This window comes from Micromonospora sp. M71_S20, assembly GCF_003664255.1.
GTDB lineage: Bacteria > Actinomycetota > Actinomycetes > Mycobacteriales > Micromonosporaceae > Micromonospora.
In genome coordinates this window covers 2,189,528-2,214,044 of the sequence record NZ_RCCV01000001.1, presented here as the reverse complement: position 1 = coordinate 2,214,044, position 24,517 = coordinate 2,189,528, and the positions used below count along the sequence as shown (strand labels likewise).

21 protein-coding genes are annotated in these 24,517 nt (G+C 71.5%); 17 read left to right on the top strand and 4 right to left on the bottom strand.

The annotated features are described in order from the left end of the window. Positions 1-23: 23 nt before the first annotated feature. The 16 genes from DER29_RS09960 to DER29_RS09885 all read left to right on the top strand — a co-directional run bounded on the left by DER29_RS09960 (position 24) and on the right by DER29_RS09885 (position 19,131). Positions 24-1,301, top strand: coding sequence for a geranylgeranyl reductase family protein (locus DER29_RS09960; RefSeq protein WP_121397088.1), 1,278 nt, complete (start codon positions 24-26; stop codon positions 1,299-1,301). Between the two features lie 192 nt (positions 1,302-1,493). Then, a complete protein-coding gene (locus DER29_RS09955) occupies positions 1,494-1,859 on the top strand; it encodes an NADH-quinone oxidoreductase subunit A (protein ID WP_091099323.1) in 366 nt (121 codons plus the stop codon). 14 nt (positions 1,860-1,873) lie between these two features. Beyond that, a complete protein-coding gene (locus DER29_RS09950) occupies positions 1,874-2,554 on the top strand; it encodes an NADH-quinone oxidoreductase subunit B family protein (protein WP_121397087.1) in 681 nt (226 codons plus the stop codon). After that, positions 2,551-3,288: an NADH-quinone oxidoreductase subunit C gene (locus DER29_RS09945; protein ID WP_121397086.1), complete on the top strand. Its 738-nt coding sequence runs from the start codon at positions 2,551-2,553 to the stop codon at positions 3,286-3,288. Before DER29_RS09950 ends, DER29_RS09945 begins: the two co-directional genes overlap by 4 nt. Further along, positions 3,285-4,610, top strand: coding sequence for an NADH-quinone oxidoreductase subunit D (locus DER29_RS09940; RefSeq protein WP_121397085.1), 1,326 nt, complete (start codon positions 3,285-3,287; stop codon positions 4,608-4,610). Before DER29_RS09945 ends, DER29_RS09940 begins: the two co-directional genes overlap by 4 nt. A 109-nt stretch (positions 4,611-4,719) precedes the next feature. Continuing rightward, positions 4,720-5,889 carry an NADH-quinone oxidoreductase subunit NuoE gene (gene nuoE, locus DER29_RS09935; protein ID WP_121397084.1) on the top strand — a complete coding sequence of 390 codons (1,170 nt, stop codon included), beginning with the start codon at positions 4,720-4,722 and terminating at the stop codon, positions 5,887-5,889. Then, the gene (gene nuoF / locus DER29_RS09930; RefSeq protein ID WP_121397083.1) at positions 5,886-7,202 is read left to right on the top strand and encodes an NADH-quinone oxidoreductase subunit NuoF; all 1,317 of its coding nucleotides are present in this window, start codon (positions 5,886-5,888) and stop codon (positions 7,200-7,202) included. The genes nuoE and nuoF overlap by 4 nt, the downstream gene beginning before the upstream one ends. After that, positions 7,202-9,721, top strand: coding sequence for an NADH-quinone oxidoreductase subunit G (locus tag DER29_RS09925; RefSeq protein WP_121397082.1), 2,520 nt, complete (start codon positions 7,202-7,204; stop codon positions 9,719-9,721). Before nuoF ends, DER29_RS09925 begins: the two co-directional genes overlap by 1 nt. Continuing rightward, on the top strand, positions 9,718-11,073 hold the full coding sequence (nuoH, locus tag DER29_RS09920; protein ID WP_121397081.1) for an NADH-quinone oxidoreductase subunit NuoH: 1,356 nt from the start codon (positions 9,718-9,720) through the stop codon (positions 11,071-11,073). The genes DER29_RS09925 and nuoH overlap by 4 nt, the downstream gene beginning before the upstream one ends. 1 nt (position 11,074) lies before the next feature. Next, a complete protein-coding gene (gene nuoI / locus DER29_RS09915) occupies positions 11,075-11,716 on the top strand; it encodes an NADH-quinone oxidoreductase subunit NuoI (protein WP_121397080.1) in 642 nt (213 codons plus the stop codon). Then, positions 11,713-12,483 carry an NADH-quinone oxidoreductase subunit J gene (locus DER29_RS09910; RefSeq protein ID WP_121397079.1) on the top strand — a complete coding sequence of 257 codons (771 nt, stop codon included), beginning with the start codon at positions 11,713-11,715 and terminating at the stop codon, positions 12,481-12,483. Before nuoI ends, DER29_RS09910 begins: the two co-directional genes overlap by 4 nt. Beyond that, positions 12,480-12,779 (top strand): NADH-quinone oxidoreductase subunit NuoK, encoded by a 300-nt coding sequence (gene nuoK / locus DER29_RS09905; RefSeq protein ID WP_089002424.1) that lies wholly within the window; start codon positions 12,480-12,482, stop codon positions 12,777-12,779. Before DER29_RS09910 ends, nuoK begins: the two co-directional genes overlap by 4 nt. Before the next feature lie 11 nt (positions 12,780-12,790). After that, complete coding sequence (nuoL, locus tag DER29_RS09900) at positions 12,791-14,749, top strand: NADH-quinone oxidoreductase subunit L (protein WP_199729204.1); 1,959 nt, start codon at positions 12,791-12,793, stop codon at positions 14,747-14,749. A 64-nt stretch (positions 14,750-14,813) separates the two neighbouring features. Further along, positions 14,814-16,349, top strand: a complete 1,536-nt coding sequence (locus DER29_RS09895; RefSeq protein WP_089002423.1) for an NADH-quinone oxidoreductase subunit M — start codon at positions 14,814-14,816, stop codon at positions 16,347-16,349. Positions 16,350-16,401: 52 nt separating this feature from the next. Next, positions 16,402-17,955, top strand: coding sequence for an NADH-quinone oxidoreductase subunit NuoN (nuoN, locus tag DER29_RS09890; protein WP_121397078.1), 1,554 nt, complete (start codon positions 16,402-16,404; stop codon positions 17,953-17,955). Positions 17,956-18,045: 90 nt separating this feature from the next. Next, positions 18,046-19,131 (top strand): polyprenyl synthetase family protein, encoded by a 1,086-nt coding sequence (locus DER29_RS09885; RefSeq protein ID WP_121397077.1) that lies wholly within the window; start codon positions 18,046-18,048, stop codon positions 19,129-19,131. Positions 19,132-19,174: 43 nt separating this feature from the next. Here the strand turns inward: DER29_RS09885 and DER29_RS09880 are convergent, their stop codons facing one another. From DER29_RS09880 to DER29_RS09870, 3 genes are read right to left on the bottom strand one after another with little or no spacing between them, the layout of a single operon-like run. After that, the gene (locus DER29_RS09880; protein WP_121397076.1) at positions 19,175-19,657 is read right to left on the bottom strand and encodes a hypothetical protein; all 483 of its coding nucleotides are present in this window, start codon (positions 19,655-19,657) and stop codon (positions 19,175-19,177) included. Then, positions 19,654-20,013 carry a hypothetical protein gene (locus tag DER29_RS09875; protein ID WP_121397075.1) on the bottom strand — a complete coding sequence of 120 codons (360 nt, stop codon included), beginning with the start codon at positions 20,011-20,013 and terminating at the stop codon, positions 19,654-19,656. The genes DER29_RS09880 and DER29_RS09875 overlap by 4 nt, the downstream gene beginning before the upstream one ends. 46 nt (positions 20,014-20,059) lie before the next feature. Continuing rightward, positions 20,060-21,241, bottom strand: coding sequence for an MFS transporter (locus DER29_RS09870; protein ID WP_121397074.1), 1,182 nt, complete (start codon positions 21,239-21,241; stop codon positions 20,060-20,062). A 154-nt stretch (positions 21,242-21,395) separates the two neighbouring features. On the opposite strand from DER29_RS09870, the gene DER29_RS09865 reads away from it, so the two are divergent. Then, complete coding sequence (locus tag DER29_RS09865) at positions 21,396-22,178, top strand: IclR family transcriptional regulator (RefSeq protein ID WP_121397073.1); 783 nt, start codon at positions 21,396-21,398, stop codon at positions 22,176-22,178. A gap of 169 nt (positions 22,179-22,347) precedes the next feature. On the opposite strand, the gene DER29_RS09860 is transcribed toward DER29_RS09865, so the two are convergent. Then, complete coding sequence (locus DER29_RS09860; protein ID WP_121397072.1) at positions 22,348-24,459, bottom strand: PhoX family phosphatase; 2,112 nt, start codon at positions 24,457-24,459, stop codon at positions 22,348-22,350. Between the last annotated feature and the right edge of the window lie 58 nt (positions 24,460-24,517).

Genomic DNA, 24,517 nt, shown 5'->3' with positions numbered 1-24,517 from the left:
GAGCATGCGGGAGGAGGCGCGGGATGGCCGCGGTGGAACATGACGCCGACGTGATCGTCGTGGGCGCCGGTCCCGGTGGGTCGGCTACCGCGTACCACCTGGCTCGGCACGGCGTACGGGTGCTGCTGCTGGAGAAGACCGAGTTCCCCCGGGAGAAGGTCTGCGGCGACGGGCTGACCCCGCGCGCGGTGCGGCAGCTGATCCGGATGGGCGTGGACACCTCGCCCGAGGCGGGCTGGCTGCACAACCGGGGCCTGCGGGTCATCGGTGGCGGCGTCCGGCTGGAGCTGGACTGGCCCGACCTGGCGAGCTTCCCCAACTACGGCCTGGTGCGCACCCGGCTCGACTTCGACGACCTGCTCGCCCGGCGCGCCGTCGACGCCGGCGCGGAGCTGCGCACCGGCGTGAACGTCACCGGCCCGGTGCTGGGCCCGGACGGCCGGGTCACCGGCGTCGAGGCGGAGGTCGGCCCGGGCAAGGAGCCCGCCACCTTCCACGCGCCGCTGGTCGTCGCGGCCGACGGGGTCTCCGGCCGCTTCCCGCTCGCCCTCGGGCTGGCCAAGCGCGAGGACCGGCCGATCGGCGTCGCCGTCCGGCGCTACTACCGCTCGCCCGCCAAGCACGACGACAACTACCTGGAGTCCTGGCTCGAGCTGCGCAGCAAGGACAGCGGCGACAACCTGCTGCCCGGGTACGGCTGGATCTTCGGGCTGGGCGACGGCCGGGTCAACGTCGGCCTCGGCGTGCTCAACTCCTCGTCCGCGTTCGGCAAGACCAACTACCGCCGGCTGCTCACCGACTGGCTGGCCAACACGCCCGCCGACTGGGGCATGACCGACGAGGCGAACGCGGAGGGCCCGATCCTCGGCGCCGCCCTCCCCATGGGCTTCAACCGGGTGCCGCACTACACCCGCGGCGTGATGCTGGTCGGCGACTCCGGCGGCATGGTCAACCCGTTCAACGGCGAGGGCATCGCGTACGCGATGGAGTCCGGCGAGCTGGCCGCGGAGGTCGCCGTGCAGGCGCTCGCGCGCCCGGCCGGCGCGGACCGGGAGCGTGCGCTGACGGCGTACTCGACGGAGCTGAAGACCCGCTTCGGCGGCTACTACCGGCTCGGCGGCATCTTCGTGAAGCTCATCGGCCGTCCCGAGATCATGCGGATGGCCACGAAGCACGGCATGCCGCACCCGATGCTGATGCGCTTCGTGCTCAAGCTGCTGGCCAACCTGACCGACCCCCGGGACGGGGACGCGATGGACCGCGTCATCAACACGATGACGAAGGTGGCACCGGCCGTGTAACGCGAGGAGTGGGCCTGCGAGCCCCTGTGGTCGCGAACGAAGGCAGCCCTGTGTGACGGCCCCGTCCACGGTCTGTGATGACCGCAGGTGTGGACAGGGGAGATCGACCCCCGCCGACGACCGTCGCGAGGGACGTGAATAGTGTGATTTTTGACAAGGACCAGGGCAGGGAAGGACGAGCAGGAGAAAACGATGTCGCTCTCGCCTTACGCACCGATCATCGGGCTGTTCGCCCTCGCCGCGGGGTTCGCGCTGTTCTCCGTGGGCGCTGCCCGCTTCGCCGGTCCCCGGCGCTACAACAAGGCCAAGCTCGAGGCGTACGAGTGCGGCATCGAGCCCAGCCCGCAGCCGGTCGGCGGCGGCCGGTTCCCGATCAAGTTCTACCTGACGGCGATGCTCTTCATCGTCTTCGACATCGAGATCATCTTCCTCTACCCCTGGGCGGTCTCGTTCGACGCCCTGCCGATCTTCGGCTTCGTGGAGATGGTCCTGTTCATCGTCGCGGTCTTCGTCGCCTACGCCTACGTCTGGCGGCGCGGCGGCCTGGACTGGGACTGAGGGAGGAACCTCAGATGGGTATCGAGGAGAAGCTTCCCGCCGGTGTCCTGCTCACCTCGGTGGAGAAGCTGGTCAACTGGTCGCGGAAGACGTCGGTCTGGGGGGCCACCTTCGGTCTGGCCTGCTGCGCGATCGAGATGATGGCCGCCGGTGGTCCGCACTACGACATGGGCCGCTGGGGCATGGAGGTCTTCCGGGCCTCGCCCCGGCAGGCCGACCTGATGATCGTGGCCGGCCGGGTGAGCCAGAAGATGGCCCCGGTGCTGCGCCAGATCTACGACCAGATGGCGGAGCCCCGCTGGGTCATCTCGATGGGCGTCTGCGCCAGCAGCGGCGGCATGTTCAACAACTACGCCATCGTGCAGGGCGTCGACCACATCGTGCCGGTCGACATGTACCTGCCCGGCTGCCCGCCCCGGCCCGAGATGCTCATCGACGCGGTCCTCAAGCTGCGCGAGAAGATCGGGCACGAGCCGCTCGGCCCGAACGGCCGCAAGATGCTCGAGGCGCGTCGGGAGCGCGGCGACGTCCCGGTCGTCCCCTACGGCTCGATGCCGTCGTCGTACCGCAGCGACAAGGCCCGGCGGGCCGAGTGGACCAAGGCGGTCCGTGAGGGTCGCGAGGAGCAGCTGCGGATCGAGAACTGGATGAAGGCCCAGAACCACCTGCACCAGCACGGGGGTGTCCAGAAGTGACCGCGCCTCAGGACAGGAAAGACGACGGCGGCGTGCCGGTGCCGGTCACGCCGGCCGGTGCCAGCAGCACCGCACCCGCCGAGTACCCACCGGCCAGCCCGGCCGGCCGGGGCATGTTCGGCAACCAGGGCTCCGGGGACGTGTCCGGCTTCGGCGGCCTCGTCCGCCAGCGCCGGACCATCGAGGACGCGCCCCGGCCGTACGGGGGCTACTTCGACGAGGTCCGCGACGCGCTGGAGGAGGCGTACCCGGCCTTCGCCGACGCCGTCGAGAAGGTCGTGGTCGACCGGGGCGAGCTGACCCTGCACATCCGCCCCGAGCGGATCGCCGAGGTCTGCCAGGTGATGCGCGACGACATGGCGCTCCGCTTCGAGCTGTGCTCCTCGGTCTCCGGGGTGGACTACCTCGGCGCCGACGCCCGCCGCCTGCACGTCGTCTACCAGCTCACCTCGATGACCTACCGCCGCACGGTACGGCTGGAGGCCGCGGTCTCCGCCGAGGACCCGCACCTGCCGAGCGTCACGTCGGTCTACCCGACGGCGGACTGGCAGGAGCGCGAGGCGTACGACATGTTCGGCATCGTCTTCGACGGTCACCCCAACCTGACCCGGATCCTCATGCCGGACGACTGGGAGGGGCACCCGCAGCGCAAGGACTACCCGCTCGGCGGCGTACCCGTCGAGTACAAGGGCGCTGAGATCCCGCCGCCGGACCGGAGGAGGTCCTACCAGTGACCACGTCGAACTACGCCACCGAGCGCGACACCACCGAGGGGAAGGTCTTCACCGTCACCGGTGGCGACTGGGACAGCGTCGTCTCGGGGACCGACCCGATCAACGACGAGCGGATCGTCGTCAACATGGGTCCGCAGCACCCGTCGACGCACGGCGTGCTCCGGCTGATCCTGGAGCTGGAGGGCGAGACGGTCCGCGAGGCCCGCTCGGTCGTCGGCTACCTGCACACCGGCATCGAGAAGAACCTCGAATACCGCAACTGGGTCCAGGGCAGCACCTTCGTGACCCGGATGGACTACCTCGCCCCGATCTTCAACGAGACCGGATACGCGCTGGCGGTGGAGAAGCTGCTCGGGGTCTCCGAGCAGATCACCGAGCGGGCGAACACCATCCGGGTCCTGATGATGGAGCTGAACCGGATCTCCTCGCACCTGGTCTGGGTGGCCACCACCGCCATGGAGCTGGGCGCCATCAACATGATGCTCTACGGCTTCCGCGAGCGTGAGTACGTCCTGGAGATCTTCGAGATCATCACCGGTCTGCGGATGAACCACGCGTACGTCCGGCCGGGCGGCGTGGCGCAGGACGTGCCGGACGAGGCGATCGTCAAGATCCGCGAGTTCCTGAAGCTGATGCCGAAGCGGCTCAAGGAGTACGAGAACCTCCTCTCCGGGCAGCCCATCTGGCTCGAGCGGACGAAGAACGTCGCGGTGCTCGACGTGACCGGCTGTCTCGCGCTCGGCGTGACCGGCCCGGTGCTGCGCTCCGCCGGCCTCGCCTGGGACCTGCGCAAGACCATGCCGTACTGCGGCTACGAGACGTACGAGTTCGACGTGCCGACGCACACCGACGGCGACGTGTGGGGCCGCTACCTGGTCCGGCTCGCCGAGATCCGGGAGTCGCTCAAGCTCGTTGAGCAGGCGTTGGACCGGCTCAGGCCGGGCCCGGTGATGGTGGCCGACAAGAAGATCGCCTGGCCGGCGCAGCTCGCCATCGGCGTCGACGGCATGGGCAACTCGCTGGAGCACGTCGCGAAGATCATGGGTCAGTCGATGGAGTCGCTGATCCACCACTTCAAGCTCGTCACCGAGGGCTTCCGGGTGCCGCCGGGCCAGGTCTACGTCGGCATCGAGTCGCCCCGCGGCGAGCTGGGCGTGCACGCCGTCTCCGACGGTGGCACCCGGCCCTACCGGGTGCACTACCGGGAGCCGAGCTTCGTCAACCTCCAGGCCCTCCCGGCGATGGCCGAGGGTGGCCTGATCGCCGACGTGATCGCCGGTGGGGCATCGCTGGACCCCGTCATGGGGGGGTGTGACCGGTGAGCGCGAGGAGTGAGCTTGCGAGCCCCAGTCGCCCGCGCGAGGAGAGAGCGGAGCGAGCCCCGCAGTCGCGGGCAGAGGCGTGCCCGGTCGTGAACGGAAGGCGACGCTGATGAGCGTTTTCACTGACGAGACCCGTGAGCGGGCACGGGAGATCATCGCCCGCTACCCGGCCGACCGGTCCCGGTCGGCGCTGCTGCCGCTGCTGCACCTCGTGCAGGCCGAGGAGGGCTACGTGTCCCCGGCCGGCGTGGCGTTCTGCGCCGAGGTGCTGGGCCTGAACAAGGCCCAGGTGGGGGCGGTCGCCACCTTCTACACCATGTACAAGCGCCGGCCGACCGGCGACTACCTGGTGAGCGTCTGCACCAACACCATGTGCAACGTGCTCGGCGGCCAGGAGGTCTACGACACCCTCGCCGAGCACCTCGGCGTCGGGCACGACGAGACCACCGCCGACGGGAAGATCACCCTGGAGCACGCCGAGTGCCTGGCGGCGTGCGACTACGGCCCGGTGATGACCGTCAACTACGACTTCTTCGACGGGGTGGACCCGCAGACCGCGCGCGGCGTTGTCGACGAGCTGCGCGCCGGTGGCCGGCCGATGCCGACCCGGGGCGCCCGGCTCTGCACCCTCAAGGAGATGGCGGTGCAGCTCGCCGGCTTCGCCGACGAACGGGAGGGCGCGGTCGCCGACGGCGGGCCGGGGGAGCCCACCCTGCGGGGACTGCGGCTGGCGCAGGAGCACGGCATCTCGGTGCCGGGCTTCGACCCGAACACCCCGATCCGGAGCAAGGCCGAGGCCGACAAGGCCGCCGCCGAGGCGAAGGCCCGCAGCGAGGCGGACAAGGCCGCCGCGAAGCCGGCCGGCACCCCGCCGGCCCCGTCGAACGGTGGCGCCGCGCGCCCGGGTGCCGCCGGCAACGCGGGCACCGGCGAGCCGGCGACCCCGGCGCAGGCGGCCGGCAGCACCACCCGGGACGTGAAGGCGCCGGACGCCAAGTCGCCCGAGGTGCGGGCCGCCGAGACCCGGCAGCCCGACGCGGCGACCGCCGTGCCGGACGCGCCCGGCACCAAGGTTCCGGTGGACACCACGGCGCCGGCCCCCCGCGACGCGCAGGAGGCGGAGGCCGCCGGCGTGGCGGCCAACGCGCCTGCCGGTGACGGCAAGCCCGCCGGCGACGAGGCCGGGTCGCAGGAGCGCAACCTCAAGGAAGCCGAGGCGGGAACGGGCACCGGTGGCGCCGGTTCCGCCGTCGCGAGCGAGACGGGGGTCCAGAAGTGACCACTCCCCGGCCGGAGACCCTGGCCAAGCTGACGCCGGTACTCACCAAGCGCTGGCTGTCGCCGGACGCCTGGCGGATCGGCACCTACGAGAAGCTCGACGGCTACGCGGCCCTACGCAAGGCGCTCAAGGCGCACCCGGACGACCTGATCCAGTTGATCAAGGACTCCGGCCTGCGCGGTCGCGGCGGCGCCGGCTTCCCGACCGGTCTCAAGTGGGGTTTCATCCCGCAGGGTGACGGCAAGCCGCACTACCTCGTGGTCAACGCCGACGAGGGGGAGCCGGGCACCTGCAAGGACCTCCCGCTGATGACGCACGACCCGCACGCCCTCGTCGAGGGCGTGATCATCGCGTCGTACGCGATCCGGGCCAACCGCGCCTACATCTACATCCGGGGCGAGGCGGTGCACGCCGCGCGCCGGCTGCGCAACGCCGTGCGGGAGGCGACCGCCAAGGGTTACCTCGGCCGGAACATCCTCGGCTCCGGGTTCGACCTGGAGCTGGTGGTGCACTCGGGCGCCGGGGCGTACATCTGCGGCGAGGAGACCGCCCTGCTGGACTCCCTGGAGGGCTTCCGGGGCCAGCCCCGGCTGCGCCCGCCGTTCCCGGCCACCCACGGCCTGTACGCGAGCCCGACGGTGGTCAACAACGTCGGCACCATCGCGAGCGTTCCCTACATCGTGCTGGGCGGCGCCGACTGGTGGAAGACCATGGGCACGGAGAAGTCGTCCGGCCCGATGATCTACTCGCTCTCCGGCCGGATCGCCAACCCGGGCCAGTTCGAGTGCACGATGGGCGTCACCCTGCGGGAGCTGATCGAGCTGGCCGGCGGCATGCAGCCTGGCCACAACCTGCGGTTCTGGACGCCGGGTGGCTCGTCGACGCCGCTGCTCACCGCCGAGCACCTGGACGTGCCGCTGGACTTCGAGGGGGTGGCGGCGGCCGGCTCGATCCTCGGCACCACGGCCACCCAGATCTTCTCCGACCAGGACTGCCCGGTCTACGCGACCTACCGGTGGCTGGAGTTCTACCACCACGAGTCGTGCGGCAAGTGCACCCCGTGCCGCGAGGGCAACTACTGGATGGTCCGGGTCTACCGGCGGATCCTCGCCGGTCAGGGCACCCACGAGGACCTGGACACCCTGCTGGACACCTGCGACAACATCCTCGGCCGCTCGTTCTGCGGTCTGGGTGACGGCGCGACCAGCTCGGTGACCTCGTCGCTGAAGTACTTCAAGCAGGACTACCTCGACTACATCGAGGGGCGCACGGCGCCGAAGCTGTCCGACAAGCAGTTGGTGGGAGCCCACTAATGACTGACGTCGTCAAGGCCCCGGAAACCGTCACGCTCACCATCGACGGCGTCGAGGTCACCGCCCCGAAGGGGGCGCTCCTGATCCGGGTCGCCGAGCAGCTGGGCACCGAGATCCCCCGGTTCTGCGACCACCCGCTGCTGGCCCCGGCCGGCGCGTGCCGGCAGTGCCTGGTCGAGGTGGAGGGGCAGCGCAAGCCGGTCGCCTCCTGCACCCAGACCGTCGCCGACGGCATGGTGGTGCGCACCCAGCTCACCTCCCCGGTCGCCAAGAAGGCGCAGGAGGGGGTCATGGAGCTGCTGCTGCTCAACCACCCGCTCGACTGCCCGATGTGCGACAAGGGCGGCGAGTGCCCGCTGCAGAACCAGGCGATGTCCACCGGGCGCGCCGACTCGCGGTTCCACGAGCACAAGCGGGAGTACCCGAAGCCGCTGCCGATCAGCACGCAGGTGCTGCTCGACCGCGAGCGCTGCGTGCTCTGCCAGCGCTGCACCCGGTTCTCCGAGGAGATCGCCGGCGACAAGTTCATCGACCTGATGGGCCGGTCGTCCGCCGAGGAGATCAACATCTACCGGGACGAGGACTACGGCGCCGGCCCGGACGCGGGCTGCCCCGGCCACGCCGACACCGCGGCCGACTCCGGCGACGTGCCCTTCAACTCGTACTTCTCCGGTAACACGGTGCAGATCTGCCCGGTCGGCGCGCTGACCGGCACCCAGTACCGGTTCCGGGCCCGGCCGTTCGACCTGGTCTCCTCCCCGAGCGTCTGCGAGCACTGCTCGGCCGGGTGCGCCCAGCGCACCGACTGGCGGCGGGGCAAGGTGCTGCGCCGGCTGGCCGGCGACGACCCGGCGGTGAACGAGGAGTGGAACTGCGACAAGGGGCGGTGGGGCTTCCAGTACACCCGCGCCTTCGACCGGCTCACCACCCCGCTGGTCCGCGACCCGCAGACCGGCGAGCTGCGTGAGGCGGCATGGAGCGAGGCGCTGGCCGTCGCCGCCGAGGGGCTGCGCGCGGCGCGGGACGGCGGACGGGGCACGGCGGTGCTCACCGGCGGCCGGCTGACCGTCGAGGACGCCTACGCGTACGCGAAGTTCGCCCGGGTCGCGCTGAACACCAACGACATCGACTTCCGGGCCCGGCCGGTCTCCCGCGAGGAGACGGACTTCCTGGCCAGCTCGGTCGCCGGGGTCACCGACGTCACGTACGCCGACGTGGAGAAGGCGCCGGCCGTGGTGCTGGTCGGGCTGGAGCCGGAGGAGGAGTGCCCGATCCTCTTCCTGCGGCTGCGCAAGGCGTACCTGAAGAAGAAGCTCACGGTGTACGCGATCGCGCCGTTCGCCACCCGCGGCCTGGAGAAGCTCGGCGCCAAGCTGGCCCGGGTGGTGCCGGGCGAGGAGGCGACCGTGCTCGCCGAGCACGCGACGGTCGCCGAGGCGCTCAGCGCCGAGGGCGCGATCCTGATCGTCGGCGAGCGGCTGGCCAGCGTGCCGGGCGGCCTCTCCGCGGCGGCCGACGTGGCCCGGCGTACCGGCGCGAAGCTGGCCTGGGTGCCGCGGCGCGCGGGTGACCGCGGCGCGGTCGACGCGGGCTGCCTGCCCAACCTGCTGCCGGGTGGCCGTTTGGTCAACGAGCCGGCCGCCCGGGCCGAGCTGGGCGAGGCGTGGGACATCCCCGCCGGGGTGATCCCGAGCCAGGCCGGCCGGGACACCGACGCGATCCTCGCCGCCGCCGCCGGCGGTCAGCTCGGCGCGCTGGTGGTGGCCGGGGTCGACCCGGCCGACCTGGCCGACCCCCGGCTGGCCGAGACGGCCCTGGACGAGGTGCCGTTCCTGGTCAGCCTGGAGCTGCGGATGAGCGCGGTGGCCCGCCGGGCCGACGTGGTCTTCCCCGTCGCCCCGGTGGCCGAGAAGGCCGGCAGCTTCCTGGACTGGGAGGGCCGGCTGCGCACCTTCGAGGCGGTGCTGCACACCGCCGCGATGACCGACGGCCGCGTGCTGGACGCGCTCGCCGCGCAGCTCGACGTGCAGCTCGGCACCGGTGACGTGCTCAGCGTCCGCCGCGAGCTGGGCGCGCTGCCGCGGACCCGGACCGACCGTCCCGCCGCCCCGTCGGTGGAGCCGGCCACGGTGCGGGAGCCGGGCGCCGGTGAGGCGGTGCTCGCCACCTGGCACCAGCTGATCGACCTGGGCAGCCTCACCGACGGCGACGAGCACCTCGCCGGCACCGCCCGCCCGCCGGTGGTCCGGCTGGGCAAGGGCACCGCGGAGGCGCTCGGCGTCGCCGACGGCGACCCGGTGACGGTGGGCACCGACCGGGGGGCGCTGACCCTGCCGGCGGCGATCACCGAGATGCCGGACGGCGTCGTCTGGCTGCCGACCAACTCGCCCGGCGCGACCGTGCGACGCAGCCTCGGCGCGACGTCCGGAGCGGTCGTGCGGATCTCCGCCGCCGCGGTCGCCGCCGACGTGGCCGACCGTCCGGGCCCGCTCCTCAACGCAGGGGGTGTACACCAGTGAACGCGGTCTACCTGGCCCAGGACCCGACGCTGGCCGACTTCGGCCGGGACCCGTGGTGGCTGGTCCTCATCAAGGTCGTCTTCGCCTTCGTCTTCGGCCTGCTCGCCACGCTGCTCGGCGTCTGGTTCGAGCGGCGGGTCGTGGGCCGCATGGCCGTGCGGCCCGGCCCCAACCAGGCCGGCCCGTTCGGCCTGCTCCAGACCCTCGCCGACGGTCTCAAGATGGCATTCAAGGAGGACATCCTGCCGAGGGCGGCCGACAAGGTCGTCTTCTTCTTCGCCCCGACCATCTCGGTGATCTGCGCGGTCACCGCGCTGGCGGTGGTGCCGTTCGGCCCGATGGTGAGCATCTTCGGCCACTGGACGCCGTTGCAGGTCACCGACGTGCCGGTGGCGGTGCTGGTGCTGCTGGCCTGCTCGTCGCTGGGCGTCTACGGCAGCGTGCTGGGCGGCTGGGCCTCCGGCTCGACCTACCCGCTGCTCGGCGGCCTGCGCTCCAGCGCCCAGATGATCTCGTACGAGGTCACCATGGGCCTGAGCATCGTGGCGGTCTTCATGACCGCCGGCACGATGTCGACGAGCGGGATCGTCGCCGCCCAGGGGGACGGCACCCGGCTGAGCATCGCCGGCCTCGAGGTCCCGGCCCCGGGCTGGTACGCGATCCTGCTGCTGCCGAGCTTCATCATCTTCTTCATCTCCACCGTCGGCGAGACCAACCGGGCGCCGTTCGACCTGCCCGAGGCGGAGTCCGAGCTGGTCGCGGGCTACATGACCGAGTACAGCTCGCTGAAGTTCGCGCTCTACATGCTCAGCGAGTACGTCGCGATGGTCACGATGTCCGCGGTCACCACGACGCTCTTCCTCGGTGGGTGGCGGGCCCCGGCGCCGATCACCACCATCTGGGCCGGCGCCAACTCCGGCTGGTGGCCGATGCTGTGGTTCTTCGCCAAGGTCGTCATGCTCGTCTTCGTCTTCGTCTGGCTGCGGGGCACGCTGCCCCGGCTGCGCTACGACCAGTTCATGCGCCTCGGCTGGAAGGTCCTGCTCCCGATCAACCTGGTCTGGATCCTGGTCCTGGCCGGCCTGCGCTCGATCGAGGACTGGGACTCGCGCAGCAAGCTGATCGCCGTCGGCATCCCCGCCGGCATCCTGCTGCTCGCCACGCTGCTCTGGCCGAGCCGCAAGCCGCAGCCGAAGCCGACGGTCCAGGAGCAGGTCAACGACCGGCCGTACGGCAGCTTCCCGCTGCCCCCGATGGACCTGCAGGTACCACCGAGCCCGCGCACGAGGCGCGTGGTCGCCGAGCGGGAGCCGGCCAACATCGCCGCCGGCCCGGACTCCAGGGAGGTGTGACGTGGGCGCGATCACCGGAACGTTCAAGGGATTCGGTGTCACCTTCTCGCACATGTTCAAGAAGGTCGTCACCACCGACTACCCGTTCAAGCCGCCGGTGTCGGCGCCGCGCTACCACGGGCGGCACATCCTCAACCGGCACCCGGACGGGCTGGAGAAGTGCATCGGCTGCGAGCTGTGCGCCTGGGCCTGCCCGGCGGACGCGATCTACGTCGAGGGCGGCGACAACACCGACGAGCAGCGCTTCTCGCCGGGTGAGCGGTACGCCAGCATCTACCAGATCAACTACGCGCGCTGCATCTTCTGCGGGCTCTGCATCGAGGCCTGCCCGACCCGCTCGCTCACCATGAGCAACGAGTACGAGCTGGCCCGGGACAGCCGGCAGGATCTGATCTTCACGAAGGAGCAGCTGCTCGCGCCGCTGCTGCCCGGCATGGAGCAGCCGCCGCACCCGATGCGGCTCGGCGACAGCGAGAAGGACTACTACGTCGGCGCGCTGACCAACCCGGGCACCTCGGCCGGCGCGGAGCACTCGGCCAACAACCCGGGCCGGTACCAGGTGGAGGAGCACCCCGGTGTGACCTTCCCCGGCGCCGAGCAGCACGCCCAGCGGGCAGCGGCCGCCAAGGGGGACGGAGCATGACCACGCAGACGGTGCTCGCCGCGGCGGGCGGGGTCTCCGGTGGGGAACAGGTGACGTTCTGGATCCTGGCCCCCCTGGCGCTGATCGGCGCGATCGGAATGGTCGCGGCGCGCAACGCCGTGCACTCGGCCCTCTGGCTGGTGCTGACGATGCTCTGCCTGGGCGTGTTCTACGTCCTCCAGGCCGGGCCGTTCATCGGCATGGTGCAGATCATCGTCTACACCGGCGCGATCATGATGCTGTTCCTGTTCGTGCTGATGCTGGTCGGCCGCGATTCCTCGGACTCGTTGATCGAGACGCTGCGGGGCCAGCGGGTAGCGGCGGCGGTGCTCGGGCTCGGCTTCGCCGGCCTGGTCGGCGGCGGGCTGTGGCGCGCGCTGGACGGCACCACGGCGGTCGGCCTGGAGCAGGCCAACGCCGAGGGCAACGTGCAGGGCATCGCCCGGCTGCTCTTCACCAAGTACGTCTTCGCCTTCGAGCTGACCTCGGCGCTGCTCATCACGGCCGCGGTCGGTGCGATGGTGCTGGCCCACGTCGAGCGGCGCAAGGAGGACAAGCGGGACCAGCCGACGACGATGCGGGCGCGCTTCGCCCCGGGCAACTACCCGGGCCCGAAGCCCGGCCCGGGTGTCTTCGCGACCTCCTCCTCCGTGGCCACCCCGGCCCGCCTGCCCGACGGCCGGCTGAGCGAGCGGAGCACCCCGGACATCCTGCCGGTGCGCGAGCTCACCGACCGGGAGACCACCCTGAAGGGGACGGACAAGTGACGCCGGACTACTACCTGGTGCTGGCCGCGGTGCTCTTCACCATCGGCGCCGTCGGTGTGCTCATCCGGCGCAACGCGATCGTGCTGTTCATGTGCGTCGAGTTGATGCTCAACGCGGCCAACCTGACCCTGGTCACCTTCAGCCGGATCAACGGTGACCTCAACGGCCAGATCATGGCGTTCTTCGTGATGGTGGTGGCGGCGGCCGAGGTCGTGGTCGGGCTCGCGATCATCATGGCGATCTTCCGGACCCGGCGCTCCGCGAGCGTCGACGACGCCAACCTGCTGAAGTACTGAGGGGTCCTGCGGTGGGAACGATTCTGACGAACGCCCCGGCTGAGCCGGTGGGCACCGTCGCCTACGCGACGGCGGACGGGCTGCTGGGCAGCGTCTGGCTGCTGGTGGCGATTCCGCTGGTCAGCGCAGCGGTCCTGCTGCTGCTCGGCCGGCGGGCGGACCGCTGGGGGCACTGGCTCGGGGTGGCCGCCATCGGCGCCGCGTTCGTGCTGGGCCTGACCTACTTCCTCCAGCTGCGTGGACTGGAGAACAAGTCGGTCGAACTGAGCCTGTGGGACTTCATCACGGTCGGCGACCTGCGGGTGGACTTCGGTCTGCTCTTCGACCCGCTGGCCGCCGTCTTCGTGCTGCTGATCACCGGGGTGGGCTTCCTGATCCACCTCTACGCGGTCGAGTACATGTCGCACGACGCGGGACGTCGGCGGTTCTTCGCCTACTTCAACCTGTTCGTCGCCGCCATGCTGCTGCTGGTGCTCGGCAACAACTACGTGATGCTCTACTTCGGCTGGGAAGGCGTCGGTCTGGCGTCGTACCTGCTGATCTCCTTCTGGTACGAGCGGCCCAGCGCCGCCACCGCCGGCAAGAAGGCGTTCCTGATGAACCGGGTCGGCGACGCCGGCCTGGCGATCGGCATCTTCATCATGTTCGCCACCCTCGGCACCACCCAGTACGACGAGGTCTTCAACTCCGTCGGCGCACTGGGCGCGACCACGGTGCTGGTGCTCGGCCTGCTGCTGCTGCTCGGCGCGACCGGCAAGTCTGGCCAGTTCCCGCTCCAGGCGTGGCTGCCGGACGCGATGGAGGGCCCGACCCCCGTGTCGGCGCTCATCCACGCCGCCACCATGGTCACCGCCGGCGTCTACCTGATCGCCCGCTCGAACCCGATCTTCTCGGCCAACTCCACCCTCCAGCTGGTGGTGGTGAGCGTCGGCGCGCTGACGCTGCTGATCGGCTGCATCATCGGCGCGGCCAAGGACGACATCAAGCGGGTGCTGGCATGGTCGACGGTGAGCCAGATCGGCTACATGTTCCTCGGCGTCGGTCTCGGCGGCGCGGCGTACGCGCTGGCGATCGTGCACCTGCTGGCGCACGGCTTCTTCAAGGCCAACATGTTCCTCGGCGCCGGCTCGGTCATGCACGGCATGAAGGACCAGGTCGACATCCGCCGCTTCGGCGGGCTGTCGAAGCACATGAAGATCACCTGGATCACCTTCATGATGGGCTGGCTCGCCATCATCGGCATGTTCCCGTTCTCCGGCTTCTTCTCCAAGGAGCCGATCATCGTGGCCGCGTTCGAGCGGGACGACTGGACGGCCTGGCTCTTCGGCATGGCCGCGCTGCTCGGCGCCGGGCTCACCGCGTTCTACATGACCCGGCTCTTCGTGCTCACCTTCCACGGGCCGAAGCGCTGGACGGAGGACATCGAGCAGCCGCACGAGTCGCCGAAGCTGATGACCATCCCGCTGGTCCTGCTCGGCGCGGGTTCGGTCGGGGCCGGTTTCCTGCTCGCCACGTCGGTGCCGGACTGGCTGGAGGCCACCGCCGGGCTGGGCGCGCAGGAGGAGGGGCACCACGCGGTGCTCTCGCACACGGTGATCACCGTGCTCTCGCTGCTGGTCACCGTCCTCGGCGCGGGCCTGGCCTGGTTCCTGTTCCGCAACGGCACGGCCACCGCGCCGCAGCCGGCCGGCGTGCTGGTCACCGCCGCCCGGAAGAACCTCTACACCGACGCGGTCAACGAGGCGGTCTTCGAGAAGCCGGGTATCTTCCTCACCCGGGCACTGGTCTACCTGGACAACCGGGGCGTCGACGGGCTGGTCAACGGCCTCGCGGCGGGGATCGGTGGCGGCTCGGGCCGGCTCCGGCGGCTCCAGACGGGCTTCGTCCGGTCGTACGCCACCTCGATCCTGACCGGCGCGCTGCTGGTCCTGGCGGCGTTCCTGGCCGTCGAGGCGGGGTGGCTGGCGTGATCGACCTCTTCCAGGCGGCCGTCACCGGCGGACCGCGCAGTGACGACGGAGGTAAGGCCGCATAATGTCCGACTTCCCGTTCCTCTCGGTGCTCACCGTGGCACCGCTGGTCGGCGCCCTCGTGGTGGCCTTCCTGCCGCGCAGCCGGCCGGAGCTGGCCAAGCAGGTGGCGCTCGGCTGGTCGCTGCTGGTGCTGGCGCTGTCGGTGGTCATGTGGGTGACCTTCAAGGTCGGCGGTGACCGCTTCCAGTTCCGCGAGTCCTACGCGTGGATCCCGAACTGGGGCGTCAACTTCACCTTCGCCGCCGACGGCATCGCGCTGGTGATGCTGATGCTGATCGCGGTGCTCGTGCCGCTGGTGATCCTGGCGTCCTGGCACGACGCCGAGTCGTCCAAGCGGTCGGTGCCGGTCTACTTCGCCCTGCTGCTCGTCCTCGAGTGCACGATGATCGGCGTCTTCGCCGCCGCCGACGTCTTCCTGTTCTACGTGTTCTTCGAGGTCATGCTGGTGCCGATGTACTTCCTCATCGGCAGCTACGGCGGTCACCAGCGGCAGTACGCGGCCGTGAAGTTCTTCCTCTACTCGCTCGTCGGCGGTCTGTTCATGCTCGCCGCGGTGATCGGCCTCTGGGTCGTCGGCGGGAAGACCTTCGACTGGCAGGCACTGTCCCAGGTGGACATCTCCACCGGCACGGAGCGCTGGCTGTTCCTCGGCTTCTTCCTCGCCTTCGCGATCAAGGCGCCGTTCTTCCCGTTCCACACCTGGCTGCCGGACGCCGGTGGCGCGGCCCCGGCGGGCGCGGCGGCGCTGCTCGTCGGTGTGCTCGACAAGGTCGGCACCTTCGGCATCCTGCGCTACTGCCTCCCGCTGTTCCCGGACGCGGCCAAGTGGTTCGCGCCGTGGGCGCTGGCGCTGGGCGTGATCGGCATCATCTACGCCGCGCTGCTGGCGGTCGGCCAGAACGACCTGAAGCGGCTGGTGTCGTACACCTCGATCGCGCACTTCGGCTTCATCGGGGTGGGCATCTTCGCCTTCACCACCCAGGCCGGCACCGGCGCGGTGCTCTACATGGTCAACCACGGGCTCGCCACCGGCCTGCTCTTCCTGGTGGTGGGCATGCTCATCGCCCGGCGCGGCTCGGCGCTGATCAGCGATTTCGGCGGCGCCGGCAAGCTGGTGCCGCTCCTGGCCGGGGTGCTCTTCTTCGCCGGTCTGGCCTCGCTGGCGCTGCCCGGCACCGCGCCGTTCGTCTCCGAGTTCCTGGTGCTGATCGGCACGTTCACGGTGAACAAGCCGGTCGCGGTGATCGCGACGCTCGGCATCATCCTGGCCGCCGCGTACGTGCTGTGGATGGTGCAGCGCACCACCCAGGGCACGCTCAACCCGGCGCTGACCCAGATCGACGGCATGAAGCGCGACCTGAACCTTCGCGAGAAGGTCGTGGTCGCCCCGCTGATCGCGCTGATCGTGCTGCTCGGCTTCTACCCGAAGCCGGTCACCGACGTGATCAACCCGGCCGTGCAGGCGACCATGCAGGACGTCGGCCGGACCGACCCCGCCCCGACCTCGGGCGGCACCGTCCAGGAGGCGGCAAAGTGAGCGCGAGGAGTGAGCTTGCGAGCCCCGCAGTCGCGAACGAAAGGTTTGCGCAGTGACTGAGCTGAAACTGCCGTCGATCGACTACGCGGCGCTCGCTCCGACCCTGATCATGCTGGGTGCCGCGCTGCTGGGCGTGCTGGTCGAGGCGTTCGTGCCCCGCCGGCTCCGGCACGTGGTCCAGCTGTCGATGGCCCTGCTGGCGGTGCTCGCCGCGCTGACCATGGTGGTGCTGGCGGCCGACGAGCGGAAGATCACGATCGGTGGGGCGATCGCGGTGGACGGGCCGACGCTCTTCCTCCAGGGCGCGATCCTGGTCCTCGCCGCGATGGCGCTGCTGCTCATCGGCGAGCGCTCGGTGGAGCGGGGCGGGGCGTTCGTCGCCCAGGCCGCGGTCACCGCCGAGTCGGCCGACGACCGCCGGCAGGCCGAGGGCAAGAACGGCCTCACCGAGGTCTACCCGCTGACCACGTTCGCGATCGGCGGCATGCTGATCTTCGTGGCGGCGAACGACCTGCTGACCATGTTCATCGCGCTCGAGGTCTTCTCGCTGCCGCTGTACCTGCTCTGCGCGCTGGCCCGCCGCCGGCGCCTGCTGAGCCAGGAGGCCGCGCTGAAGTACTTCATGCTCGGCGCGTACGCCTCGGCCTTCTTCCTGTTCGGCGTGGCCCTGATCTACGGCTTCACGTCGGGCGTCCCGGGTCGGCAGGCGGGTGTCGACTTCGCCACCATCGACGCCGCCGTGGCGAACTCCCCGGCCAGCCCGGTGCTGCTCTTCGCCGGCATGGCGCTGCTCGCCATCGGCCTGCTCTTCAAGGCGGCGGCGGCCCCCTTCCACGTCTGGACCCCGGACGTCTACCAGGGCGCGCCGACCCCGGTCACCGGCCTCATGGCCGCCTGCACGAAGGTCGCCGCGTTCGGCGCCCTGCTGCGGGTGTTCCACGTCGCCTTCGACGGGGCCCGGTGGGACTTCACCCCGGTCCTCGGCGTGGTGGCGGTGTTGACCATGCTGGTCGGCGCGGTGCTGGCGGTCACCCAGACCGACATCAAGCGGCTGCTGGCGTACTCCTCCATCGCCAACGCCGGCTACCTGCTGGTCGGCGTGCTGGCGCCGGGGGCCGACGGGATCTCCGGGACGATGTTCTACCTGGTCGCGTACGGCTTCTCGGTGCTCGCCGCGTTCGCCGTGGTGACCCTGGTGCGCGACGCCGACGGGGAGGCCACCCACCTGTCCCGCTGGGCCGGGCTGGGACGGCGCTCGCCGTTCTACGCGGGGATCTTCACCTTCATCCTGCTGGCCTTCGCCGGAATTCCGCTGACCAGCGGCTTCACGAGCAAGTTCGCGGTCTTCGGCCCGGCGCTCGACGGCGGGCAGGCGTGGCTGGTGATCGCCGGCGTGCTGACCAGCATGGTGCTGGCCTTCCCGTACCTGCGGGTCGTGGTGATGATGTGGCTCTCCGAGCCGGGCGAGTCGACGCCGACCGTCGCGGTGCCCGGCGGGCTGACCTCGGCCGCGCTGATGATCGGCGTGCTCGCCACGCTGGTGCTCGGTGTCGCGCCCGCGCCGCTGCTCGACCTGGCCACCGGCGCCGCCGAATTTGTCAGATGACCGACGCTCACGCCCGCGGGGGCCGGTACGCCACGGCGTGCCGGCCCCCGCGCCGTATCCCCCGTCCCGGGCAGGTCGGAGGGGTGTGGCATGGTTGATGGCGTGGTGAATCCGGCTGGCGAGCGTTCAGGTGCCTCCGGGTCCGGCGGCCGTCGGACCAGGGTGAGCACGAGTCAGTTCGGCGCGCTCGGCCTCTATCTCGCCGATCCCCGCGTCGAGGCGTCCGTGCTGGGTCTGCTGGAGGGCGTCGAGTCCGAGCTGCGGGCGAGCGTGGCCAGCGCCGACCCGTTCGTCACGGAGGCCGCCCGGCACCTCGTGGAGGCCGGCGGCAAGCGGTTCCGGCCGCTGCTGGTGGCGCTGGGCGCGCAGTTCGGCGACCCGACCAGGGCGCAGGTCGTACCGGCCGCCGTGGTGATGGAGCTCACCCACCTGGCGACGCTCTACCACGACGACGTGATGGACGAGGCCGCCGTGCGCCGGGGGGCGCCGAGCGCCAACTCCCGGTGGACCAACTCGGTCGCCATCCTCGTCGGCGACTACCTCTTCGCCCGCGCCGCCGACATCGCCGCCGACCTGGGCATCGAGGCCGTACGCCTCCAGGCGCGCACCTTCGCCCGGCTGGTGCACGGCCAGATCGCCGAGACCGTCGGCCCCCGCCCCGGCGACGACCCGGTGGCCCACTACCTCGACGTGATCGCGGGCAAGACCGGCTCGCTGATCGCCACGTCGGCCCGCTTCGGCGGCATGTTCGGCGGTGCCGCCCCGGAGCACATCGAGGCGCTGGCCGGCTACGGCGAGACCATCGGCGTGGCCTTCCAGCTCTCCGACGACCTGCTCGACATCGCCTCGGAGTCGGTGGAGTCGGGCAAGACACCCGGCACCGACCTGCGCGAGGGCGTGCCGACCCTGCCGGTGCTCTACGCGCTCGGCTCGGACGACGCCGACGCCGCCTCGGTGCGGCTGCGGGAGATCCTGGCGACTGGCCCGCTGACCGACGACGACCTGCACGCCGAGGCGCTCGGCCTGCTGCGCGAGAGCCCGGCGCTCAAGCGGGCGCGGGAGACGGTCCGCAGCTACGCCGAGGACGCCCGGGAGCAGCTCTCGCCGCTTCCGCAGGGCCCGGCCCGCCGCGCCCTCGAATCCCTCTGCGACTACATCGCCGACCGCACCAGCTGACACCCCGGGGACCGTCCCGCTGCGGGGGCGGCCCGTCGGTCGCTCACTCGTGCACGTAGTACCGGACCTGGATCCCCTCCCGGCGCACCGTCACCTCGGCATGGTCGCCGAAGGCATCCAGCAGGACGTTGTCGAAGTAGCCCTCCTCGAGCGCCACGGCGAGGGCGTACGCGCGCTGGTGGCGGGCCTCGTCGCGGCCCTGGTAGGGCCCGCGCCTACCGGAGACCCACCGCGAACCCCCGAGGCTGGGGTGGGGTTCGGCGTACTTGCCTACCCTGAGGTCTTTCGGGTCGACCCGAGGCCCGTCGCCGGTGGTGCGCATCCAGAACCCCTCGACGCTGAAGTCGCACGTGTCCCCGTCGTTGAAGTAGGGGGAGTACTGCCGCCAGCCGAACTCGGTGACGACGTCGTCGTCGAGCAGGGCTCGCAGCAGGGGCCGCAGTTCCTCCAGGGGGCGCTGCGTAACCCGGCGGGCCGGGGTGATGTCGCCCTCGACCGGAATGCCGAGAAAGCTGATGTGACTCACGTGTCGTCTCCGAGCAGGGTGGAGAGGGGCAGGTTCTTACGCTGGGCGCCGGACATCCAGGGACGGATCGGCATTCCCGAGAAGTAGTCGGCAGGGCTGGGCAGCCAGCCGAGGTCCTCCAGCACGTGTCGTTCGGCGATCAGACGGACCGGTACGCGCCTGCGGCCGACCTGCAACGTGTCGCCGAAGATCCGCTGGCAGAGGTAGATGCCCGCGGTGTGGTGGTACATCGCGCGGTGCCGGACGTCGCCGATGATCTGCTTGGAGGAGTCGATGAACTCCTCGATCGGCAGGTAGTCCTCCGGAATGCCTCCCCACTTGCGCGCGGCCGACTGGGCGTGGTGCCAGGAGTTCATGACAGGCAAACTAGCCCCCGGTGCCGACAGGTCGGCCCGGCAGGGCTCAGCGGCGGGCGAGCAGCCGGCTGCCGGCGAGCATCAGGGCGGCGGCCAGCAGCATCGACCCGGCGGCCACGAGCCACATCGCCGGGTAGCCGGCGTGCGCGGCCACGGCACCGAGGCCGAGCGGGCCGAGGCAGCCGCCCGCGTACACCCCGGTCTGGGTGACCGAGGTGGCGGCGGCCGGGGCCTGCGGGTGCAGCCGGACCACCGCGAAGGTCATCAGGCCCGGCCACGCCCAGCCCAGACCGAAGCCGAGCAGCACGCCGGCCACCAGCGGCACCGGCCCGGCCGCCGCGAGCAGGCCGAGCCCGGCCGCGCCGACCACGAGCATGCCGGCGATGAGGGCGACGTGTCCGGTGGCGCGGCGGTCCGCGAGCCAGCCGACGACGATCCGGGCCGCCACGCAGACCGCGCTGCCCAGGGTCAGGGTCAGCCCGGCCAGCCCGGGTGACAGCCCCCGGCCGGCGGCGGAGTCGACGACGAAGGTGCCGAGCGCGTTCGCGGCGGCCGCGGCGAACGTCCCGGCCGCACCGACCACGACCAGGGCCGCGGTGGCGCGGCCGGCGCGGGTGGGGGCGGCCGTCCGGGCGGGGCGCGGCTCCCGAGCGGGTACGGCCGGCAGCGCCGCCAGGGCCGCGCCGGCCGCCGCCACGAACGCCCAGCGCCAGCCGGCCGTCAGCGCCACGGTCGGCACCGCGGCCCCGGCCAGCAGGGTGGCAACGGGGATGGCGGCCTGCTTCACCCCGAACGACAGCCCCTGTCTGCGGGCCGGCACGTGCCGGGCGAGCGTGGCGTTGCTGGCGAGCTGACCGAGGGCGTTGGCGGTGCCGGCGAGCGCGAGCAGCCCGAGCAGGACCGGGTACGAACGGGCCAGCCCCGCCACGGCCAGCAGGCAGGCGGCGGAGAGCAGGATGCCGGCGCGGGCCACCACCGTCGGCCCGTGCCGCTCGGCGAGGACGCCGGAGGGCACCGAGGCCAGCGCGCCCACCCCGAAGTAGACCGACACGGCCAGGCCCAGCCCGGCCGGGGAGAAGCCCAGGTCCTCGCCCATCTGCACGGCGAGCCCGCCGAGCAGGAAGACCGGCAGGACGCAGGCGATGGTGACGGCGACGGCCCCGGTCACGGCCCGGCCTGGCCGGGGCGGGGTGACGCCCGGGGCGGGCTGCAACGCGATGTCGGTCATGGTCCGGCAAACCTACGCGAGCGCCGTTTGCGTCACGGAACGTGCCTGTCGAGCAACGCCGCGTTCATGACGATCTGGCATCCTCCACCCGAACAGGCATTTCGCACCGGGCCTGTTTTTCATATGGTGTAAGTCCCCGGCGGCGGAGGTGGTTGTGCGCGACCCCTTGGCGGAACCTTCGGATCTCATCCGGAGTGTGTCCCGCGCGCTACGCGTGCTCGAGTCGGTCGGTCGCGCCCCGAAGGGGCTCACCGTCAAGCAGATCGCGCGGCGCTGCGAGCTGACCGTGGCGACGACCTACCACCTGGTCCGCACCCTGGCCTACGAGGGCTACGTGATCCGGCGCGAGGACGGCACGTACATCGTGGGTCTGGAGGTGGCCGACCGCTACCGCGAGCTGGTGACGGCTTTCCGGGGGCCGCCGGCGGTCGGGGAGAGCCTGCGCCGGGCCGCCCTGGACACCGGCTACAGCCACTACCTGGGCCGCTTCGTGGGTGGCCAGGTGGCGGTCACGGCCGTGGCCGAGGGCCCGCGCTCGCCGTACCTGGAGGACATGGTGCCCGGGTTCGACGAGGGAGCGCACGCGACCGCCCTCGGCAAGGCGCTGCTCGCCACGCTGACCGCCGAGCAACGCTTCCGCTACCTGCGCGACTACGGCATGCGTCCGTTCACCTCCGCCACCCTGACCACGGCCGAGGCGTTCGAGGTCGACCTGGCCGCCGGGGACCGGCGGGGCATGCAGCTGGAGCTGGGGCAGTTCCGGCAGGGCGTGGCCTGCGCGGCGGTGCTGGTCAGCCCCGACAAGGACATGGAGCGGCGGGTCGTGCTGGCCTGCGCGCTGCCGGCCGGCGAGATGATGACCTCCGCCCGCGTGGTCCGGGCGAAGCTGCTCACCGTCGCCCGGACGATCGCCGACAACCTGGCCGCCGACAGCTGACCCGCCCGCCACCGGCCGGGCGGGCCGCTCCGGGGCACGCTGCCGTGTCCCGCTGCCCGGTGCCCCGCTGCCCCGGCGCCGGTCACGTCGGGTCGCAACGACCGAGGGCCCTCTCCCCGGCTGGGAGAGGGCCCCGGCGGCGGTCCGGCGCCGACCGCCCGAGGAGTGGTCAGCTGCCGATCGGCCCGCCGTCCAGGCGCCAGGCCACCACCACGCCCGGCTTGGCGTAGTCGCCGTCCGGCCAGTTCGAGGCCGGCTTCTCGACGGAGGCGCCGCTGAGCTCGCCCGGGTGCTGCACGGCCACGAAGACCGAGCGGTTGTCCCCGGTGATGAAGGGGCCGCAGGCCTCCGCGCCCACCGGCACGGTGAGGAACTGCTTCAGGTGGCCCCGCTCCGGCCCCTCGACGGCCGTGGCGAAGAGGCCGTCGTTGCTGCCCAGCGCGTTGCCGTCCGTGGAGATCCAGAGGTTCCCGGTGGCGTCGAACGCCACGTTGTCCGGGCAGGAGATCGGGGAGACCTTCGTCTTGTCGTACCCGGCGAAGAAGGTCGACGGGTCCGCCGGGTCACCGGCGACGATCGGCAGCGACCAGGCGAAGGTCTCGCCCGCGTTGTCGCCGCGGTCCTCGACCAGCTCCAGCACCTGACCGTGCTTGTTCAGGTTGCGCGGGTTGGCCTCGTCGGCGGCCGGCTTGCCGGCCTTGCCCCGGTCGGTGTTGTTGGTCAGCGCCACGTACACCTTGCCGGTGAGCAGGCTCGGCTCGACGTCCTCCGGGCGGTCCATCTTGGTCGCCCCGACCTTGTCGCCGGCCAGCCGGGTGAAGGTGAGCACGTCGGCGGCCGTCATCCCGTCGACGTACGAGCGGTTGCCGCTGACCAGCCTGATCCACCGGCCCCGGCCGTCGAACGCCCCGTCGGAGGGGAGCCTGCCGGAGCCGTCGATCTCGCCGGCGCTCGTCTCGTCGAGCTTGGCCACGTAGAGCGTGCCCGACTCCAGCAGCGTCAGGTTGTGCCGGCGGGCCACCCAGGAGTTGCCCTTCATGAACTTCTTGTCGGAGACGAACTTGTACAGGTAGTCGAACCGCTCGTCGTCGCCCATGTACGCGACCACGTGCCCGCTCCTGGCGACGATGACGTTCGCGCCCTCGTGCTTGAACCGGCCCAGCGCGGTGTGCTTGCGCGGGCGGCTCTCCGGGTCGTACGGGTCGATCTCCACGATCCAGCCGTGCCGGTTGGCCTCGTTCGGGTGCTTCGCCAGGTCGAACCGCTCGTCGGCGCGCTCCCACTTGCGGCTGCCGCTCGGGTAACGGGTGGTGGTGGTGATGCCGTACCGGGCCAGCTTCGGCTTGACCTCCTCGGCGACCGCGTCGCCGCCGACGAAGTACTGGTTGAAGTTCTCCTCGCCGGAGAGCACGGTGCCCCACGGGGTCACCCCGCCGGCGCAGTTGTTCAGCGTGCCGACGACCGTACGGCCCTTCGGGTCGGCGGCGGTCCGCAGGTGCGCCGAGCCGGCGGCCGGCCCGGTCAGCTCGAACTTCGTGGCCAGCGCCGTGACCCGCCGGTTGTACTGCCGCCGGCCCTTGGTGACCGGCCGCCACTGCCCGGTGCCGTCGACCCGCTCCAGCTCCACCACGGACATGCCGTGCGCGGCCATCGCGATCCGCAGCTGCTCGACGCTCAGCGCGTCCTGGCTGGTGAAGCCGGGGAACATCAGGTCCTCGTTGGTGTACTCGTGGTTGACCACGAGCAGCGCCCGGCGGCGCCCGTCCAGTGGCAGCACCCCGACGAAGTCGTTGTTGTAGCCGAACTGCCCGGCCTGGGCGGCGGCGGTCTGGGCGCGTACGTCGAACTCGGGGGCGCCCGGCACGACCGGGTCGCCCCAGCGCAGGACGACCGCGTGGTCGTACCCGTTGGGCACGACGAGGCTGTCGAGGGTGTTCGGCGGGACCGGCTTGAAGGTCAGCGCGCCGCTGCCGACGCCACCGGCGGGGCGGTCGAAGCCGGCCGCCCCCGGGACCACGGGGGTGGCGGGGGCGGCCGCGGCGGGGGCGGCGCCGGCCACCGCGCCGCCGAAGCCGAGGACCAGCGCGCCGACCGCGCCGGCCCGGACCACGCCGCGCCGGGACACCTCCGCGTTGACCACGTCTCCGAAGTACGCGTTGTCGGACGTGTTGGGCACCGGGTGGTCGCACGCGTTGCCGCACCGGTAGAGACAGGTCATGGCGTCGCGGCTGCCGTGGCGGGTGGCGCCCAGCAACGGGAGCAGCCGGGGACGGTCGCTCATGGAAGGAGCCTCCTGATGGGGTCGGTGCACGCCGGACCAGCCGCTGGCGTGCATACCC